The following is an 18,897-nucleotide window of genomic DNA, read 5'->3' on the forward strand; positions in this document are numbered from 1 at the left end:
ACCCGGCGCGGTTGAACTCGCGCGTCTCGATCACCCGGCCCGCGCCGTCCGCCACACAGGCGACGAACACGTTCTTTGCCAGATCCACGCCGACCGTCGTAGTATTCATTTGGACTTCCCCTTTCGCGATCTCAGATTGAACTTCAGCAATTCAATCTTGGCACTTCGATGCCGTGCGGCCAATGCCGCTGGCGGAAGTGGGAAGTCCCTTTGTAGTCCGTCGAGAGGGGGCTTCCGTCCGCCTACTGGGGTCTGTCGGCCGTTTCCGCGTCGAACGTCTGCTTCGGACCAAGCAGAAGGTCTGATAAGGGTCGGTAGTGTGAGTTCGTCGCCACTGAAAGTCGACGTTCGGCCACCCGGTACTGCCATTGGCGGCAACGTGTCACATTGACGTCGTACCGCGGGAGGGGCCCCGCGGCAGCAAGGGCCGAGTAATCTGAATTTGCTCTACAACGGCTTGCCGGCCGGACAGATGAACGTACCCGCAACAGCGTCATATGTGAAGTCGGCGGGCCTGTAGGACTTGGCGTGTTTCTTCGGATGCGCTTTGTCGTAGAGCGGGTCGGGCTGGGCTTTGTGGTGTGTCTGATTTTCGAAACGTTCGCCGCGGCTGTGCATGCTGGTGTCGGCCGCAGCCCCCCGGAGCCTCGAACTGCGGAGAAGCACGGTTTTCCCACTGGGAAAATCCTATAATGGCGGCCAATTCGTTTTGAACGCCATTTCTGGAATCCCGCATGGAAATCAAGGTCAATTTTCTCGACAAGCTTCGTCTTGAGGCCAAGTTCGATGATTTCACGGTAATCGCCGACCAGCCTATCCGCTACAAGGGCGATGGCTCGGCGCCGGGTCCGTTCGATTACTTTCTGGCTTCATCGGCTTTGTGTGCGGCTTACTTTGTGAAGCTGTACTGCGACACTCGCAGTATTCCCACCGATAACATCCGCCTGTCGCAGAACAATATTGTTGATCCGGAAGACCGCTACAAGCAGATTTTCAAGATCCAGATCGAGTTGCCGGCGGATATTTCCGCCAAAGACCGGCAGGGCATTTTGCGCTCCATCGACCGTTGTACGGTGAAAAAGGTGGTGCAAACCGGGCCTGAGTTTGTGATCGAGGAAGTAGAAAACCTGGATGCCGATGCTCAGGCCTTGCTGACGCTGAATCCGGATTCAGAAGCAAGCACCTATATTGCAGGCAAGGATCTGCCACTGGAGCAAACCATCGCCAATATGTCGGGGGTTTTGGCGGGCCTGGGCATCAAGATTGAAATCGCTTCGTGGCGCAATCTCGTTCCCAATGTGTGGTCACTGCATATCCGCGATGCGCACTCCCCGATGTGTTTTACCAATGGCAAGGGAGCGACCAAAGAAAGCGCATTGGCGTCGGCGTTGGGCGAATTTATCGAGCGGATGAATTGCAATCATTTCTACAACGACCAGTTCTGGGGGGAAGACATTGCCAACGCGGCGTTCGTGCATTACCCGAACGAGCGCTGGTTCAAGCCGGGTCGTAAAGATGCGCTGCCGGCTGAAATACTCGACGAATACTGTCTGCAAATTTACAACCCGGATGGCGAGTTGCGCGGCTCGCATCTGGTCGACACCAACTCCGGCAATGTGCAGCGCGGCATTTGTTCGCTGCCTTATGTGCGCCAGTCGGACGGCAAGGTGGTGTATTTCCCGTCCAACCTGATCGACAACCTGTTCCTCAGCAATGGCATGAGTGCCGGTAATACGCTGGCTGAAGCGCAGGTGCAATGCCTGTCGGAAATCTTCGAACGGGCGGTCAAACGCCAAATTCTGGAAGGTGAAATCGCACTGCCTGATGTGCCGCACAAGGTGCTGGCGAAATATCCCGGTATTCTGGCCGGCATTCAGGAGTTGGAAAAGCAGGGCTTTCCGGTGCTGGTGAAGGATGCGTCGCTGGGCGGGGAGTTTCCAGTGATGTGCGTCACCTTGATGAACCCGCGTACTGGCGGAGTGTTTGCTTCGTTCGGGGCGCACCCGAGCCTCGAGGTGGCGCTGGAGCGCAGTCTTACGGAGTTGCTGCAGGGGCGCAGTTTTGAAGGCCTGAACGATTTACCTCGGCCCACCTTTGAAAGTAACGCCGTAACCGAGCCGAACAACTTTGTTGAGCACTTTATCGATTCCAGCGGCGTCGTGTCGTGGCGCTTTTTCAGCGCCAAAGCCGATTTCGATTTTATCGAGTGGGATTTTTCCGGTCAGGGTGAAAACTCCAATACCGACGAAGCCGCAGCCTTGTTCGGCATTCTCGAAGACATGGGCAAAGAAGCGTACATGGCGGTGTATGACCAGCTTGGCGCAACGGCCTGCCGCATCCTGGTGCCGGGTTATTCGGAAGTTTATCCGGTAGAGGATTTGATCTGGGACAACACCAACAAAGCGCTGTCGTTCCGCGAGGATATCTTGAACTTGCATCGCCTGGACGATGCCAGCCTGGCAGCACTGCTGGAACGTTTGGAAGACAGTGAGCTGGATGATTACACGGACATCATCACGTTGACCGGCATCGAATTTGACGAGAATACGGTCTGGGGTCAGCTGACGATTCTGGAATTGAAGCTGCTGATTCATCTCGCCTTGCAGCAATTCGAAGCGGCGCACGAACTGGTGGGAACCTTCCTGCAATACAACGAAAACACGGTCGAGCGCGGATTGTTTTATCAGGCCTTGAATGTAGTGCTGGAGGTGCTGCTGGACGACGATCTGGAACTGGACGATTACATGGTCAATTTCCGCCGGATGTTTGGCGACTCGCGAATGGATGCGGTGATGGGGTCGGTGGACGGCAGCGTGCGCTTCTTCGGTTTGACGCCAACGAGCATGAAGCTGGAAGGGCTCGACAGGCACCAGCGCCTGATCGATAGCTACAAAAAACTGCACCGGGCGCGGGCCAATGTGGCGGCGTTATCCAGTCGAGGTTATGAGTCATGATCGGATTCCTCACAAGAGCGACCGTGTGGCTCTCTACGCGCTTCGGCGCCCGATGCGACGGTGGGAACGGGAAGCTGCCGAATCACCTCGCCGGCGAGAACGGCACGCACCTCAAATGCCTCGTCGTTGGTGCAAAAGGCCGCGCGGACATACTGGTCCTGCATGCTGTCGCCAACTCTCACGCGCCAAGGAGCGACACGGCCATCGCTGGCTCGGCGAAATGCGCTGCAGCGGTGCGACTCCAAATCGTACAGATTTCGCGGAACGCCATACTTGCGCAGATAGCTGGGGGCAGCACAAAATAACCAGCTGCATCAGGAACAGGCGACGCGCAATAAGTCCTTCTTCCGGCGAGTGCCTCAGGCGAAAGCCAACATCGACCCGATTCTTGGTGGCGTTGCGGTCGATGAACGGAAAGGGCACGCGCACGGTAGCAAAGCGTTCAAAGCTCACGATAGGGGCGCAGGATGATTGCGTTCTCGGCGCAGATCGCCTGGAAGTCGGCGCTGATTCTGGGGTCGGCGGCACAGCGTGCCCAGTAGGCGGTGGCGGCTTGCGCTGCCCGCCGCCATTCGAGCGCATCCGTCGGGAGCGGCAGCACTGGTTGATAAGATTGTGGCGGCACTTCGCCCCCGCGGTGCGGCGCATAACGCATTGGTAGCATGTCGTACACCGGCGCGAGCGTCAGCCCGGGGTGGAATGACAGGTTTCCATCATGCATATCCGTGTTGGCAATCAGCCGACCAAACCACCAGATCAAGGTCACCTGCCCAACCGCTTCGGCGGGCAGCCAGCCATTTTGGTGGAGGGCGCCAGCCATGGCTGGCCAGGAGGCCCCTGCCTTGCCCAACAGCGCGCCATTCAGCAGGCTCGACAGTGCACACACCGGTAGCCGGCCGTGGGCACCCCGACGGTCGAAGCGCACCACTTCCAGGAAGGTGCGGCCGGCGTGGAGGAAAATCGCACTCCGGGCCGTACGGATGCCAAGCTCGGCGGACAGGGTCTCCAATGCCAGATGCTCGCAAACGAGGAGGTCCGACCAGCGGCGAACCGCGGCAGACGCATCAGCGCCGGAAAACTTCACGATCACCGAGACAGGATCGCCCTCCAGCACCCGCATGGCCGTGAATTTGGGGAATTCCCCGGCAGCCGATGAACCTGCCACGCCTTGGGCGAGGGCCAGCTCGGCTTGCTCGGGATACACCTCCGCAACTTGATCTGCGGCAATCAGACGGGATTCCCAGTCGCGCCGCGCATCCAGATGCCGCTGATAGGCGCGCTCGCCAAGAATCAGATCACCGCTCTGATCGTATCCCCGCGTCGCCAGCACATGGACCACATCATCGTCCGACCAGTCATTCAGGCTTTCGGTAACCTCCAGGGACTGCCAGTACAGATGGGCAAAATTACGACCCAAAAAACCCTGAGGCCGCATATCGAGCAAGGGATACGGCAACCCGTCAAACCAACCGTCGCTCATCTCCCCCTTGTCCAGGGGCCAGGCGAAGGGCTCACTGAACATCAGGGCGCTACCCTCCGGGTACGTGAGGTCCAGGGCGCCCACCGCGTGCCCCGCCCCGCTCGCATCGATGCGATACAGCGGCAGACTGTCGTTGCGCCCACGCAGCGCCCGGCGCAAGGCGTACCGCGTGCGGCGTGAGCCGCCCCGGCGGATGACTTCGCCTTCGATCTGAGTCACTAGCCGCATCACGGTGGAGCGATTGACGCCCTTCAGCAGGCGGCACAGCTCTGCCCCGCTGGCACGGGGGTGCTTCATCAAGGCTTGGCGCAGGTCATTGAGCGTGACTTTCATGCGGCCAGTGTACAAAACGCAACGAAAACTGCAACGAACTTTTTTATGAAAGTAATTTAAATACAATGCGTTAACGAATCAGCGCATTGAAGTTACGCAACGAGTTCTGAAGCAAGCAATGCTTCAATTCGCGAACGCCTGGGCGTCAATCCCCGGCCTGTGTGACGGCTTCCATGAGTGCGGTGCGAAACACGGACGGGGCCAGCCGTGCCGTAAGAATGCACCATCGGTATCTCGTCTTGATACCGTGCCAATTTGGCATACGCAAATTGGACCCATGCGGCATGATGGGGCTTGTTTTTGGCGTTGGCCAACTCTACGGAATCCATCCATGGCGAAACATGTCGTCCTGACCTTGGCGATAGCCTTATGCATCGGCCTGACTGGCGCGCATGCGTCAGCCGCGAGAATGACGAACGAGGAAGTGCCGGCTCCGCTGCGGCCTTGGGTGGATTGGGCCCGCCACAATCCGCCGAAACCGGAGTGTCCGCGCACGGCGAGTGCGCCTGACCCCGGGCAATGCATCTGGCCAGCCGGGATCGAACTTCTCCTCGCTTCAAGGCAGGGCACGTTTTCCCTCGCCGTCGACGCTTTTGCGGACGGGGTCGTGGGGCTTCCCGGGGATGCGGAAACGTGGCCGCGCGAAGTGCGCCTGAACGGACAGCCCGCGCCGGTCGTCCCGGTCGATGGCCGGCCCTCGGTGCGCGTCGGCGTCGGGCATCACGTGATCAGCGGCCGCTTTGACTGGCCGCAACTGCCGCTCAACCTGCAGTTGCCCGTGGAGGTGGCGAAACTCTCGGTGATGCTGGAGGGGGAGCGATTCGCGGGTCAGCCGGACGCATCCGGCCGGCTCTGGCTGCGTGCTACCCAGGACCAGCAGGGGGCCGTCGATACCCTGTCCATGCGTGTCTTCAGGCAGTTCGTCGATGAAGTGCCGATGGTTTCGACGGTTCGGTACGAGCTTTCGGTGTCCGGACAGCAGCGTGAAATCCGGGTGCCGCAGGCGGTCCTGGATGGCTTCGTGCCGCTCTCCGTGGAAGGTGCCTTGCCGGCGCGCATCGACGGGGACGGGAGCCTCAAGGTGCAGGCCCGCGCCGGCTCGTGGGTCATGAGCGTGGTATCGCGGCGAATGAACCCCGCTCACGAGTTGCAGTTGCCGGCCGGGCTGACGGGGCAAGAGGTATGGTCGTTCGCGCCGCGAAACGAAGTGCGCGTCGTGACCCTCGAGGGGCCGGCCGCGGTTGATCCGAAATCCGTTGGCGTTCCGGCTGAATGGTCGAATCTCCCGACCTTCGTGCTTCAACCCGGCCAGACGCTGAAGATAGCCGAGACGCAGCGGGGGGACCCCGGCGGCGCGGCGGATCGCCTGGCCATCCAGCGCACGCTCTGGCTCGATTTCGACGGCGGCGGGTATTCGGTGCAGGACCGCATCACCGGGACGATCGGGCGGAGTTGGCGACTCGATCTGCCGGAGCAGTTCGCGCTCGGTCGGGTCTCGGTAAATGGCATCAACCAGGCCGTGACGCGAAGCGACGCAGGCCGCGGGGTGGAATTGCGCGAGGCGTCGATCACGCTCGAGGCCGACAGCCGCATCAATACGGCGGCACGCGAGATCCCGGCCAGTGGCTGGACTGCCCCGTTGCGCGGCTGGACGGCCGAACTCAATCTGCCGCCGGGTTGGCGCCTGCTGCATGCATCGGGGGCGGATTCGGTGCAGGGCGAATGGCTGGCGTCCTGGACCCTATGGGACATTTTCGGCGTCCTGCTGATCGCCGCGGTGACGTTCCGCGTGGTTGGCCCGGCCTCGGCGGCGATCCTGCTCGGCGGGCTGGTCCTGACCTGGCATACGGCGGATGCGCCGAAGTTCCTGTGGCTGGCGCTGGTGCTCTTTCGCGCGATCGCCGCCGCCTTGCCGGTCGATGCGAAGTTGCGTGGCTGGGCGGCTCGCGGAGCCGTCGTGAGCGGGATCCTGATTGCGGTGATGCTCGTGCCGTTCGCAGTGACCCAGATCCGGCAAGCGATGTACCCCGCCCTCGGGATGTCTTACGCGCAGGCCATGGCGGGAAAGGCGTCGGCTGAGAGGGCGCGCAGTCCGGCGCCCGCTTCGGCACCGGCGGCAAGGCTGGAAGAAAACGATTACCTGGAACAGAAGATGCGCGACGAAGTCGCTGCCGCGAGCTCCCGCCTCAATCGCCCGGATAGCGCAGATCAGAGCGCCTACAACAGGATCGATCCGAGCGTGAAGGTGCAAACGGGGCCGGGAATTCCGAGCTGGCGCTGGACACTGGTCCGCTTGTCGTCGCAAGGGCCGCTTTCCGCCGGGCAATTCCTGTCCCTGACACTGCTGTCCCCGACCCTCTCCGCGCTCTGGTCGGTTCTTTCGATTGCGCTTCTCGGCTTAGCGCTGTGGCATTGCTGGGAGTTTGACCGCGCGGCGCTGATTCGCCGGCTGCGCGGCGCGTTGAAGACGAGCTCGGCCGTGGTGCTGCTGCTGGCGACGGCGATCGGGGTCACTCCGGACGAGGCCCGAGCCGAATCGGCCTTCCCCTCTGCAGCGCTTCTCAACGAATTGCGCGAGCGGCTGCTGGCGCCCACTGCCCCTCCGGCATGCGCACCGGCCTGTGCCGATCTGGCGGAACTGAGGATCGAGGCTTCCGGCGACACGATCACGCTCAAACTGGAGATCCACGCGCAGGCGCAAACGCCTGTCGCCCTGCCCGGTCCCGGGGCGAATATTCGGCCCTCGTCGGTCCTCGCGAACGGAAAATCGCCGGCGCTGCTGCGCGATGGCAATGGCGTCATGTGGGCGAGCGTGGATGCCGGCATCACCAGGTTCGAGATCGTCATACCGGCACATATAGACGATGTGCCCCTGCACGTGCCCATGACACCTCGACGCGTGAGCGCGCAACTTGATCGCTGGAGCCTCGCCGGGCTCGATGCGCGGGGACTCGCGACCGAAACGCTGACGCTCTCGCGGGTGCGCGAGGCACAGGCAAAAGGCGGCAAGGAGTTTTCGGGTGGCGCCGAGCTTCCCCCGTTCGTCGAAATCGAGCGGCATCTCGCCTTCGACCAGACATGGACCGTTCGCACGGTCGTGCGCAGGCAAGGGCCGAGCGCACTTCAGATGAGCGTGCACATCCCATTGCTGGATGGCGAGGCGGTAACCGACCCGGGCATCAAGATCGAAGCGGGCGAAGCGGTTGTCGATCTCGCGCCCGGTGCCTCGCGCGTCTTCGGCAGCATGGTCGAACAGGCCCCGAAGGTACGCCTGGTAGCCTCGTCATACCCAGGGCAGATCGAGCGGTGGTCGATATCGGCCACCCCGCTCTGGCACATCGAATCGTCCGGGCTCGCCCCTGCAGGATGGACCAACGGGGCGCAATGGCGGCCGCGATGGCTGCTCTGGCCGGGGGAGTCGGTCGATGTGGCCGTGTCGCGGCCGACCGTCATCGAGGGCGATACGCTGACGATCGACGAGGTGCAAATCGCCTCCACGCTCGGGCAACGGTCCTCGGAAGCGTCCGCGACGCTGCGCTTGCGCAGCAGCACAGGCGGCAATCACACCATCGGGCTGCCAGAGGGCGCGGAACTCTTGTCGGTCCGGATCGATGGCCAGGTACAGCCGCTCCGCGCCGAAAAGGGCAAGCTCGCGCTGCCGGTCACGCCGGGCGAACATGCCGTCCAGCTCGATTGGCGAGACGCTACTGCCATGACGAGCCACTACCGCTCACCACAACTCGACCTCGGCGCCCAAGCGGTGAACGCCACGGTCGCGCTCGCGGTGCCGAATGACCGGGTGGTCCTCTTCACCAAGGGACCCCTGGTCGGGCCGGCGGTCTTGTTGTGGGGCGTTCTCGTGGTCGTTGTGGCGATCGCAGTCGTGTTGTCGCGCGTGCTGCCGAGTCCGCTCGGCACCGGGGCATGGATTCTCCTTGGCGTGGGGCTCGTGCAATCGTCGGTCGGCGCGGCGTTCTTCGTCATCGGCTGGTTCGTGTTGCTCGCGCTGCGACGCAACTACATCGCGGCTTCACCGTGGCGCTTCAATCTGTTCCAGGTGCTGCTTCTCGTCTTCACCTTCCTGGCGGCCAGCGCCCTGCTCTCCGCGCTGCGACAGGGCCTTCTCGGCTACCCGGAAATGCTTGTGACCGGAAATGATTCAAACGCGTTCAGCTTGAGGTGGTATCTCGATCGAATGGACGGCACGACGCCGAGCGTCGAGTTCTTCAGCATTCCGGTGTTCGCCTATCGTCTGATGATGCTCGCCTGGGCGCTGTGGCTGGCGATCTCGCTGACGAAGTGGGTTCGATGGGCTTGGAGCTGCATTGCCGCCGGCGGCACTTACTGGCGTCCGCTCAACATCGGCAGCTACTTCAAGAAGCCGGATAAGGAGGGCGACGCCGCCCCCGTGAAGCAATGATGCCGTGTCGAAGGATGGCACGGTCGTATGCCGCAGCCCCCGGGGTTGAGCGCTGCGGCATATTCGCGTGCGAGATGGATTGTCACTTCCGGTAGGAAGCCTGCTGCCACGAACCCTCGCCACAAGTGCTTTACCTCGCCGCGGGAAAAGTGCTATATCAGCCCGAGTTCGAGACAGTGGCGCTTTAGGCGACAATCGCCCAGCCGGCGCGGTCAGGCTAAGGAATAAAAAGACAAGAACATGACGCTAACAAAAGCAGAAATCGTCCAGGTCGTCGTCGACAACGTCGGACTGAACAAGCGGGAAGCCTTGGAGATGGTCGAGGCTTTTTTCGAGGAAATCAGCACTTCGCTCGAAGCTGGTGAGGACGTCAAGCTGTCGGGTTTCGGCGGATTTCAACTGCGCGAGAAGCCCGAGCGTCCGGGCCGCAACCCGAAGACCGGTGAGACCGCGCGGGTGACCGCGCGCCGCGTGGTGACTTTTCACCCGAGCCAGAAACTCAAACTGAAGGTCAGTGAATTTGCGAGCAAGCGTCAGGAGCCGCGCCAGGCCGACAAATTGGTCGGAGGCGCTTTGGGCGTTCAGCGCGGGCGAATAACGGAGCCCGCGTGAGCGACCGGGCTGGGCGGTGGCAGGCTGGCCAAACCGGGCCCCGTCGCACACGCCTTTCTGGCACGTCGGGGTGTGGCCGAAGACTGCCTCTTTACCTGACCGGTTATGACCGTGGCAAATTTAACGTGACGCCCCCCTGCCCCCTTCCAGGCGCCGCTCCACGGCCCGCAGCGCTACCCTGATGCCATTGCCGACCGCAATCTGCGGTTCGGAGGCGGCGAAATTCTCAGCCGCCTCGCGCTCGGCCACCGCAACCCGCGCCTGATCGAAGGCCATCTCGAAAGAATGGGTGCCCCGCAGGGCCTCCTGGAAGAAGGCGCGACCGAAAAAGGTCCAGTCCGCTTCATGGCTGCAGCCATGCGAGTTGAGATCGTGGCGCGACGCGCTGATTACCAAGCTGTTGTTATCGGCCAGTGCCGGCACGAATCCGCCCGAATAGCAGGCCGACACCACAACCACCCGGTAGCGGATGCCGGCCGCCTGCATCAGCGCGTGCAGACGTTCGGGCGTGAGATCGTCGAAACGGTACGGCCACAGGTCGAGATCGAAGCGGTGATCGGGCGAACCGTGAGATGTCATGAAGAGAACCAGCACGTCCTCGTCCGGATTCATGCGTTGCCCGATCCACACCAGGCTGCGGGCCAGCGCGGTGACGCTCGCGATGGGCTGTTCGGCGACCGTGGCGGGGTTGTTCACCAGCACCACGCTGCGACCGGCCGTGTCGAAACGCTCCTGGAAGAGACCTTGCACCGCCTGCACTTCCCGCAGGAAGACGTCCTGACCGCCGTAGCCACCCACGGCCAGCAGGAACAGCTCCGGCACCCCTGGCCGACCCGGCTTCACACGCTCCAGCGCCTCCTGCAGCAAGCGCGGCTGGGCGTAGAGAACGGCCTCGCTGGTCGTGCCCTGCCATCGCGCCCGTGCGGCGGCTTCGACAGCCTCGTCGTGACGCGCCACCCAGAGCGGCGCCTTTTGATCGAAGATAAAAGGCGGCAGTCCCATCAGGTAAACCACCGCCAGGACGGCACCGAGGCGCTGCTCCGGCAAGAGGCCGACAGTGCGCACCAGAGTGGGGATCGACGCGAGCAGGCCGTAGGCGAAAGGCGCCCACCACAGCAAGGGGGCGGCATCCTCCAACGCCCGCCAGGCTGCGACCGGCAGCAGGCTGAGAGCCCCCCACAGGAGGCCGACCACCAGCCACAGGGCGGCCAGGGCGACCGCCCCGGCCAGCGTGCGGCCTTCATTCATGCCGGCCCGGGCCGTCGCCCAGGCCGCCAGCAGCAGCCAGGGGATGGCGAAGAACAGGGGTAACAGGCCGGCCGGATTGAAATCGCCATCCCCACCAATCCGCCAGAAGTCGAGGCCACCGCTCAGGAAGATGTTCGCAAGCAGCAGAAGGATCAATTGGGGAACGGACACCCGCAGCCAGCGGGCGGCGGAAGAACGCAACGCGAGAAACAGGAAGCCGGCCAGCACGTTGCGCCCCAGGTCGGCAAGCAGGCGACCGCCGGCCGGGCGTGGCGCAGGAATGCATCCGTAAGTCGCGACCGGTCGGGCGTCCAGACCGCAGCGCTCGCGCAAGCGGGCGATGAATGCCGCCTGTGCAGACCCCTCGGGCAGGTTGCGGTGAGGAACACACAGGGCCTGAAAGCCCTTGAGATGCAGGATCAGGACACCGGAAACGTCCTCGACGGCTTCCAGCGCGGTCCAGTTCAAGTGCGTACTGCCGCGCTCGCTATCCACCCGCAGGCCGTCCGCTTCCAGCATGATGCGGTACGCGGCAACCTGCTCACGGGCAAGTCGGCCCATCAGACGGCACCGCTGGCGCCATGCCTGGAAAAAGCCCGCTCCGACTGCAAGCGCGACCAGCCACAGGTAGCCCTCCTCCGATGCCAGCCATTCTCGCCCGCTCAGGTTGGCAGACAGGCCTACGATCAAGCCGACGGCGAGCCACAGGAAGAACGGGCGTAACCATGCCCGCTGCGTGGTGGCTGCCGCCAAGCGGCGGCTTGCCGCGCTCACGGCGGCGAGGCGCTCCGCCTCCGTCGTTTCCACCTCGATCACGAGCGCGGTTTCGGTGTTCTCAGTTTCCATGGCAATCAAACCTTTGACGGGTTGGCTACGCGGCGCAAATCATAACCTTTGCATAGACCGGCCACGGAGCCGACCGGAGCCCGACGCGACTCACGAGCGTGACGACTCACCGTGCGCGCGAACCGTGAAATCGCGTGGCTCTCTGCTGCGTGGAACTGGGCGCGCGACCGTGGCATCACCTCCGAGCACCAGCGTCAAGCGTCACAAAGAGGGCGACCGAGACACTTACGTTGAAGCTCTCCGGGCAGCAGTCAATGCTCCGGTTCAATCGGCGTCAGCCAGTTCTCCGTCATCACTTCGGGGTACCGTGCGAAGTCCTTCACGTTGTTGGTGACGACCGTAACGCCGAGCGCCACCGCATGGGCTGCAATTAACTTGTCGAGATGATCCTTCTTGCTCTCGCGAGACGCCAGTCGGATCGGGCCATACGCAATTGCCGCTTCGGCATCGAACGGCATAACCGGAATATCCTGAATGAGGTCGTCAAGATTGGCGCGCTCGCACTCCGGATCGGCCGATACCACTACGCCGTATTGAAGTTCGGCAAAGGTGATTGCTGATATTACGACATCACCCACATAACACTGAGCAAAGCGTCGAGCGACCTCCTCGGGATGGTTCTTCATCAGATAGATGCACATGTTGGTGTCGAGCATGTAGCGCGCCATCACAGCGAATCCCTTTCGGCTTGCTCCTGATCGCCGCGACCTTCAGCCATGAAGTCCGGGGAGAACCTCGCGAACTTGGCCATTACACCAGCAAGAGACCGACGAGCGGGACGAATGCGCAACTCGTCGCCAACGCGTTCGATTTCCAGCTCGATGTCGGTGCGTTCAAAAGCCAGGTCCGATGGAATGCGCACGGCCTGTGAATTGCCGTTTTTGAATGCACGCGTGGTGTGCATGGCAAGCCCCTGCAGCGGATGTACGATGTATGTACATTAGACCGGGCGGGCCATTTTGTAAATACACGGATGTACATACATCAAACGAAAGATCCGCGTCGAGCGCCCCGCTCGGGCTGTACCCGGCGCCTTGACCAGCTCGAACCATATGACTTCGGAAGTCTTTGGGGGATGGGGCGTGAATAGGCCATCACTACCGTCGGACACGATATGCCCCACTGGTTACGCGTGAAGCGCATAGACCGGCGCAGCGAACTTCGGGACAGGCAAGGAGCCGAGCGACGCCAACCCTGGCGCCGTTCGCCACTTGGCTCATTGTCAATGCCAAGCCATGCCGGCATTTCGCGATCGCGGACGGGGCCTATCTCACCTTGACGACGACCTTGCCCTTGGCTCGTCCCTTTTCAACGTAGGCCATGGCTTCGTTGGTCGATTCGAACGGAAAGACCCGATCCACTACCGGGCGTATGGCTCCGGCATCCATGAGCGAGGTGATCTCGCGCAACTGGCGTCCGCTGGCTCGCATGAAAAGGAAGGAATACCTCAGGTCACGACGGGAAGCCGCTTTCCTGACTCCGGAACTCAGCAGGCAGACGACGAGCTTCACGAACCACGGCGCTTCGATGCCTTTTGCGAATGCAGGATCAGGAGGGCCGGAAATCGAGATGAGTGTTCCCCCGGGCTTCAGCACGCGAAGGGATTTCTCCAGCGCGGCGGCATCCTGACTGTGCAGGACTACATCGTAGTTCTGCAGCACCTTCTCGAAATCGTCCTTCTTGTAGTCGATGACGATGTCTGCCCCGAGGCTCTTCACCAAGTCAATATTGGCGCTGCTCGTGGTGGTGGCTACGGTGGCCCCCACATGCTTGGCCAACTGAATGGCGAATGCTCCGACGCCGCCGGACCCCGCCTGGATGAAGACCTTCTGCCCCTTCGTCAGCTTCGCCTTCTCGATCAGCGCCTGCCACGCTGTCAGGCCCACCAGCGGGATGGAGGCAGCTTCTTCCATGCTGAGCGCCTTGGGCTTGAGCGCCAAGGATTCTTCCTTGACCGCGATGTATTCGGCGAAGGTACCGATGCGAAAGTCATCTGGCCGGGCATAGACCTCGTCACCTGGCTTGAATTGCCGCACGCGAGGTCCGACTTCGACCACGACGCCGGCCACGTCATGGCCCAAGATAAGCGGCAGGCGATAGGGCAGTATGAGCTTGAACTCTCCGTCCCTGATCTTGGAGTCCAGCTGGTTCACGCCTGCGGCGTGGACCTGGACCAAGACCTCGTCATCGCGCAATTCGGGACTGGGCATGTCTGCCGAGCGCAACGAACGCTTCTTTCCGTAGCGATCGAGAACAAATGCCTTCATGATTTTACCTAACCGGCGAGCGACGGATAATCGGTATAGCCCTTTGCTCCGGGCGTATAGAACGTACCTGGATCGGGTTCGTTCAACGCCGCGTTTCGACGCATGCGGTCGACCAAGTCAGGATTCGCGAGGAAAGCCCTGCCCATCGCAATCAGGTCTGCGTGGCGTTCGATCAGGGCTTGCTCTGCACTTGCACCGTCGAATCCGCCAGCGAGCATGAAGGGCCCGCTGAAGACCGCCCGCAAATCGGTCTTCAGCTTCGCGGGGACAGGCGGCGCGCCCATCGCCGAATGGTCCAGAACGTGCACGTACATGAGACCCAGTGCGGAGAGTTCCTTCACGAGCGCCACGTACTGTTCGTCCACACCGGGGAACGCACCGGTACCGTTGAATACGCCGTGGGGCGACAGGCGGATGCCGACGCGTTCAGCGCCGATCACTTGTGCGGCAGCGCGGGCGACCTCGAGCACGAGTCGGTTGCGCCCTTCGCCGGTGCCGCCATAGCCATCAGCTCGGCGATTAACGTTGGCGTTCAGGAATTGTTCGAGCAGGTAACCGTTGGCGGCGTGCAGTTCGATTCCATCAAAGCCGGCTTCGATCGCAAGGCGTGCGGCGGCAGCGTACTCGTCGATTGCCGCCTTGATGTCGACTTCGGTCATCGCGCGCGGCGGTGTATGCGGCTGGCTGCTCTGGCTATCCGTCCACATCTCGCCCGGGCAGATGTCAGCAGAAGGCCCCAGCACTTCAGCGCCGGCCGGCAGGTTTGCCGCGTGGGCAACGCGCCCGGTATGCATCAGTTGCACGACGATCTTGCCGCCCTTGGCGTGGACGGCGTCGGTCACAAGTTTCCAGCCCTGCACGTGGGTGTCATTGAAGAGGCCCGGGATCCGCGCGTAGCCCAAGCCGTTCGGCGACGGCGAGGTTCCTTCGGTAATAATCAGGCCGGCAGTTGCACGCTGAGCGTAGTAGGTGGCCATCAGGCTGTTGGGCGTGTTGTTGTCGACGGCCCGGCTGCGCGTGAGCGGCGACATCACGGCACGATTGTTGAGCTGGGTGGCACGCAGAGAGAAAGTATCAAACAGCATTTTTGGCGGTCCTTACAGTTAATGCGTCCAGACGCATGTCTTTTCGAATCTTGTTCTTCATGATGCGGTCCTCTCGTAACGCGAGGCAGCGTGTTGCAGGGAGAGACGAGGTGCGAGGCCGAGGCGCATCGCGTTGAAGGCATCCCAGTCCGCGGCCTCGGGCAAGGACGGGATCGTGACCGTCTCTCCGAGATCCAGGCCGGCCAGCGCCGCATCGACCATCTCGTCGACGTCCATCAGCATTTCGGGCGGCAGGTTGGAAACGTCAAAGCCAGCCCGCGCCCACAATTCCGTGCGCGTCGCGCCCGGCAGCACCACCTGCACCCGCACCCCTTGGGAACTCACTTCCTGCTTCAGTGCCTGGGTGAGGTTGAGCACGTAGGCCTTGGTGCCGCTGTAGGCGCCGTTGAAGAGTTCCGGCGCCAGCGCCAGCACCGAGGCGATGTTGATCACCGTGCCCTGCCCGCGCACGGCGAAAGCGGTCGCTGCGGCCACGGCAAGCCGCGTCACCGCCACCACGTTCAGGTTGATCATGTTTTCCAGAGCTTCCGGGTCGGCCCCGAGCAACGGGCCGGTCGCCCCGACGCCGGCATTGTTCACCAGCAGGCGGATCGCCGGATCGCTGCTCAGGCGCTGCGCGACCTGGGCGACATCGGCGGCGACGGTCAGATCGGCCCGCCAGGTTTCGACCTTGACGCCGGTCTCGGCGCGAAGTCGGGCAGCCAGATCGTCCAGGCGCTCCTGGTTCCGCGCCACCAGCAACAGATCGAAGCCGCGCCGCGCCAGGCGGTCGGCATAGGTCGCGCCGATGCCGGCGGAGGCCCCGGTAATCAACGCCAGGCCATGTTCATTGTGCTTGTTCATCCTCAATCTCCAAAAAGTCGGGTCGGTGTCAGGCGGTCAGTAAGCCGCCTCATTTAAATGACGATCATCATCAGTACATATATATTATGTACGTAATCTATAATGTCAACATGGCGTGGATCGAGCGGGGTAGAAAAAATGAGAGTCAGTAGAGTTGAGGCGGCACAGAACCGGGAACGGATCATCGAAGTTGCGGCGAAACTGTTTCGCGAGCGCGGCTTTGACGGCATCGGGGTGGCGGATCTGATGAAATCCGCCGGACTGACCCACGGCGGTTTCTATGGCCACTTCGCGTCGAAGGAGGATTTGATGGCGCAGGCCTGTGCGCGCGCGCTGGAAGGCTCGCTGGCCACCTTGCATCAGGTAGCGGAGCGTGGCGGCGAGAACAGCTTGTCGGCCGTCGCGTCCGCGTATCTGTCTCCTGCGCACCGCGATCAACCTGGCGAGGGATGCGTGCTGGCCGCGCTGGGTGCTGAAGCCGCGCGCCATGGCTCGCCGGTCCGCAGCGCCTTCACCCAGGGAGTACGTTCCGCGCTCGACATGCTGACGCGACTGGTGCCGGGGAAATCCAGGCGCGCCAAGCGCGAGCGGGCGCTAGCGACCTACGCGAGCATGATCGGCGCGCTGGTGCTGGCACGCGCCGTCGATGACCCCGAACTTTCCGAGGAAGTGCTGCAGTCAGTATTGGCGTCGATCGCCCATACCGATTCCCCCGCATGAGCCTGCCGGTGGCATCGTCGGCGCCGGCATCGACGAGTTGCGCTGGCCGCGCCCGGTGCGTCCCGGTGACGAATTGCGCTACGGAAAGCTGGGAATTCGCAGTCGTACCCAGGCCGTCGCCCGAGCCTTGGAGTTGGGCCTCATCTAAGGATTTGATGCGGGCTCTTCCGTTCCGCCAGAGTGAGTCCGCCCTTCAGGCCCTAAACGCGTTGAACGGCGGCAGAAGAGCAGACTGTAGCCCGTCGTTCCGCGGGAGCTGACCTTCCGTTCCAGTCTGGCTTTATTCACGCTCCGGACTCATTTGCCGAGTTGGAAAGGGTTGAGGACCACTCATGTGTTTTGGGCTTGAGCTCGTGAGCCACACGATCGGATCTCATGAATCGGGCAGGTTGATCGAAATCCGTGATTCGATTCGCTCCTGCCAGGGCCAAGTCAGAGGCCCGAGCGAGCGGGCTTCAGTAGTGCGACGGCAAGGCCATCGACGCCTGCCTTGCGATCGACGGCGCGACCATGCGGTTTCTCTCCCTGCCCCGCCGCAATTTGCGCGCCGTCGCGCTCCTCCATCGGCAGGTTCGACACGCCGGCCGGGCATTAGCGCTGCTCGGAGGCGTCGTATTTGGCGAGATTGATCGCGACCGGCACCGACGCATCCTTCCGCTGCGGGTGGCAGGGCTGATCTTCCTCGGGGTTGGTGTTCAACAGGAACACCGAGGAGAGAAGCTCAGCACGCCGTCGGGCTTCGGGTAGTCTATCTTCGGGTAGTCTATCTTCGGGTAGTCTATCTTCGGGTAGTCGATCTTCGGGCACTCGGCCGCGGGTTTGAGTGGTCGTGGTCGGACGAGTTGTGCAGCGTCCACGGCGCCTTGCCGTGAAACACCTGCTGGTCGATGCTGTCTTACGGCTTCAATTCAAGAAAAACCGGCTCGGCAAATCGATAATTCACCGAGCCGGATAAAACTCCGGCGACCAACAGGAGGAGACGGAGCGTTGAATGTCGCCGAAGGTTGAGGACCGAAATAATGTTGCTACCGGTTATGCGACAGCCTTGGTCAGTTCCGGCGCCACCTCGAAGAGGTCGCCGACCAGCCCGTAATCGGCCACCTGGAAGATCGGCGCTTCCGGATCCTTGTTGATCGCGACGATCACCTTGGAATCCTTCATGCCCGCCAGGTGCTGGATGGCGCCGGAGATGCCCACCGCGATGTAGAGCTGTGGGGCGACGATCTTGCCGGTCTGGCCGACCTGGTAGTCGTTGGGCACGTAGCCCGCATCGACCGCGGCGCGACTGGCGCCGAGGGCCGCGCCGAGGGCGTCGGCGAGCGGCTCCAGCAGCTTGTGGTAGTTCTCGCTGTTGCCGAGGCCGCGGCCGCCGGAGACGATGATCTTCGCGGCACCGAGTTCCGGCCGCGCGCTCTTGGTCAGCTCGCGGCCCTTGACGCTGGTCAGGCCCAAGTCTGCACCGGCAGCGACGGCTTCCACCGTAGCCGAGCCGCCCTGCCCCGCCGCCTCGAAGGCGGTCGTGCGCACGGTCATCACCTTCACGGCATCGGCCGACTTCACGGTGGCCAGCGCATTGCCCGCGTAAATCGGGCGCACGAAGGTGTCCGCCGATTCCACGGCGACGATGTCGGAGATCTGCGCGACGTCGAGCAGCGCGGCGACGCGCGGGGCGACGTTCTTGCCGTTGGCCGTGCTCGGCGCGAGGATGTGAGTGTAGCCCGATGCCTCATTGGCAACGAGGGCGACGACGAGCGCGGCGACGTTCTCGGCGGTCTGGGCGTCATAGTGCGCAGCGTCGGCGACGCGCACCTTGGCGACGCCGGCGATCTTCGCGGCTTCACTCGCGGCGGCGGCGCAGTTCGCACCGGCCACCAGCACGTGAATCTCACCACTCAGTTTCGCAGCAGCGGCCACGGTGTTGAGCGTCGCGGCCTTGATCGATTGATTGTCGTGTTCTGCAATTACCAGGATCGCCATGATCAGATCACCTTCGCTTCGTTCTTGAGCTTGTCGACGAGTTGCGCGACGTCCGCCACGCGCACGCCGGCACTGCGCTTCGGGGGCTCGG

The 18,897-nt window shown here is 62.6% G+C and carries 12 protein-coding genes and 3 pseudogenes; 4 read left to right on the forward strand and 11 right to left on the reverse strand.

The genetic code is table 11. From position 1 onward, the window contains the following. Window positions 1-734 precede the first annotated feature (734 nt). Window positions 735-2,954, forward strand: coding sequence for an OsmC domain/YcaO domain-containing protein (locus tag GPA25_RS22350; RefSeq protein WP_169262618.1), 2,220 nt, complete (start codon window positions 735-737; stop codon window positions 2,952-2,954). A 442-nt stretch (window positions 2,955-3,396) separates the two neighbouring features. On the opposite strand, the gene yjjJ is transcribed toward GPA25_RS22350, so the two are convergent. After that, window positions 3,397-4,767 carry a type II toxin-antitoxin system HipA family toxin YjjJ gene (gene yjjJ / locus GPA25_RS22360; RefSeq protein WP_169262619.1) on the reverse strand — a complete coding sequence of 457 codons (1,371 nt, stop codon included), beginning with the start codon at window positions 4,765-4,767 and terminating at the stop codon, window positions 3,397-3,399. 331 nt (window positions 4,768-5,098) lie between these two features. Between yjjJ and GPA25_RS22365 the strand changes: the two genes are divergently transcribed. Both GPA25_RS22365 and GPA25_RS22370 read left to right on the forward strand, forming a co-directional pair. Continuing rightward, window positions 5,099-9,187 carry a hypothetical protein gene (locus GPA25_RS22365; protein WP_169262620.1) on the forward strand — a complete coding sequence of 1,363 codons (4,089 nt, stop codon included), beginning with the start codon at window positions 5,099-5,101 and terminating at the stop codon, window positions 9,185-9,187. Window positions 9,188-9,427: 240 nt separating this feature from the next. Next, a pseudogene (locus tag GPA25_RS22370) lies at window positions 9,428-9,730 on the forward strand (integration host factor subunit alpha); the annotation flags it as partial. Window positions 9,731-9,919: 189 nt separating this feature from the next. Here the strand turns inward: GPA25_RS22370 and GPA25_RS22375 are convergent. The 6 genes from GPA25_RS22375 to GPA25_RS22400 form a co-directional block, all read right to left on the reverse strand. Then, complete coding sequence (locus GPA25_RS22375) at window positions 9,920-11,893, reverse strand: C13 family peptidase (RefSeq protein ID WP_246266063.1); 1,974 nt, start codon at window positions 11,891-11,893, stop codon at window positions 9,920-9,922. A 251-nt stretch (window positions 11,894-12,144) separates the two neighbouring features. Continuing rightward, entirely contained in the window at window positions 12,145-12,561 is a 417-nt protein-coding gene (locus GPA25_RS22380; protein WP_169262622.1) for a type II toxin-antitoxin system VapC family toxin, read from the reverse strand. Beyond that, the gene (vapB, locus tag GPA25_RS22385; protein WP_053421869.1) at window positions 12,561-12,797 is read right to left on the reverse strand and encodes a type II toxin-antitoxin system VapB family antitoxin; all 237 of its coding nucleotides are present in this window, start codon (window positions 12,795-12,797) and stop codon (window positions 12,561-12,563) included. Before vapB ends, GPA25_RS22380 begins: the two co-directional genes overlap by 1 nt. Before the next feature lie 361 nt (window positions 12,798-13,158). Further along, entirely contained in the window at window positions 13,159-14,160 is a 1,002-nt protein-coding gene (locus tag GPA25_RS22390; RefSeq protein ID WP_169262623.1) for an NADP-dependent oxidoreductase, read from the reverse strand. A gap of 8 nt (window positions 14,161-14,168) precedes the next feature. After that, window positions 14,169-15,245: an alkene reductase gene (locus GPA25_RS22395; RefSeq protein ID WP_169262624.1), complete on the reverse strand. Its 1,077-nt coding sequence runs from the start codon at window positions 15,243-15,245 to the stop codon at window positions 14,169-14,171. 57 nt (window positions 15,246-15,302) lie between these two features. Further along, on the reverse strand, window positions 15,303-16,109 hold the full coding sequence (locus GPA25_RS22400) for an SDR family NAD(P)-dependent oxidoreductase (RefSeq protein ID WP_169262625.1): 807 nt from the start codon (window positions 16,107-16,109) through the stop codon (window positions 15,303-15,305). Between the two features lie 138 nt (window positions 16,110-16,247). Between GPA25_RS22400 and GPA25_RS22405 the strand changes: the two genes are divergently transcribed. Beyond that, entirely contained in the window at window positions 16,248-16,829 is a 582-nt protein-coding gene (locus GPA25_RS22405; RefSeq protein ID WP_169262626.1) for a TetR/AcrR family transcriptional regulator, read from the forward strand. A gap of 432 nt (window positions 16,830-17,261) precedes the next feature. Here GPA25_RS22405 and GPA25_RS24255 read toward each other — a convergent pair whose 3' ends face one another. The 4 genes and pseudogenes from GPA25_RS24255 to GPA25_RS22420 form a co-directional block, all read right to left on the reverse strand. Further along, window positions 17,262-17,393, reverse strand: a complete 132-nt coding sequence (locus tag GPA25_RS24255) for a hypothetical protein (protein WP_281357759.1) — start codon at window positions 17,391-17,393, stop codon at window positions 17,262-17,264. Between the two features lie 30 nt (window positions 17,394-17,423). After that, window positions 17,424-17,718 (reverse strand): annotated as a pseudogene (locus tag GPA25_RS22410) (4Fe-4S dicluster domain-containing protein); the annotation flags it as partial. A gap of 143 nt (window positions 17,719-17,861) precedes the next feature. Beyond that, window positions 17,862-18,806, reverse strand: coding sequence for an electron transfer flavoprotein subunit alpha/FixB family protein (locus GPA25_RS22415; protein ID WP_169262627.1), 945 nt, complete (start codon window positions 18,804-18,806; stop codon window positions 17,862-17,864). A 2-nt stretch (window positions 18,807-18,808) separates the two neighbouring features. Beyond that, window positions 18,809-18,897, reverse strand: a pseudogene (locus GPA25_RS22420) (electron transfer flavoprotein subunit beta/FixA family protein); the annotation flags it as partial.

Source organism: Aromatoleum diolicum (genome assembly GCF_012910955.1).
Taxonomy (GTDB): domain Bacteria; phylum Pseudomonadota; class Gammaproteobacteria; order Burkholderiales; family Rhodocyclaceae; genus Aromatoleum; species Aromatoleum diolicum.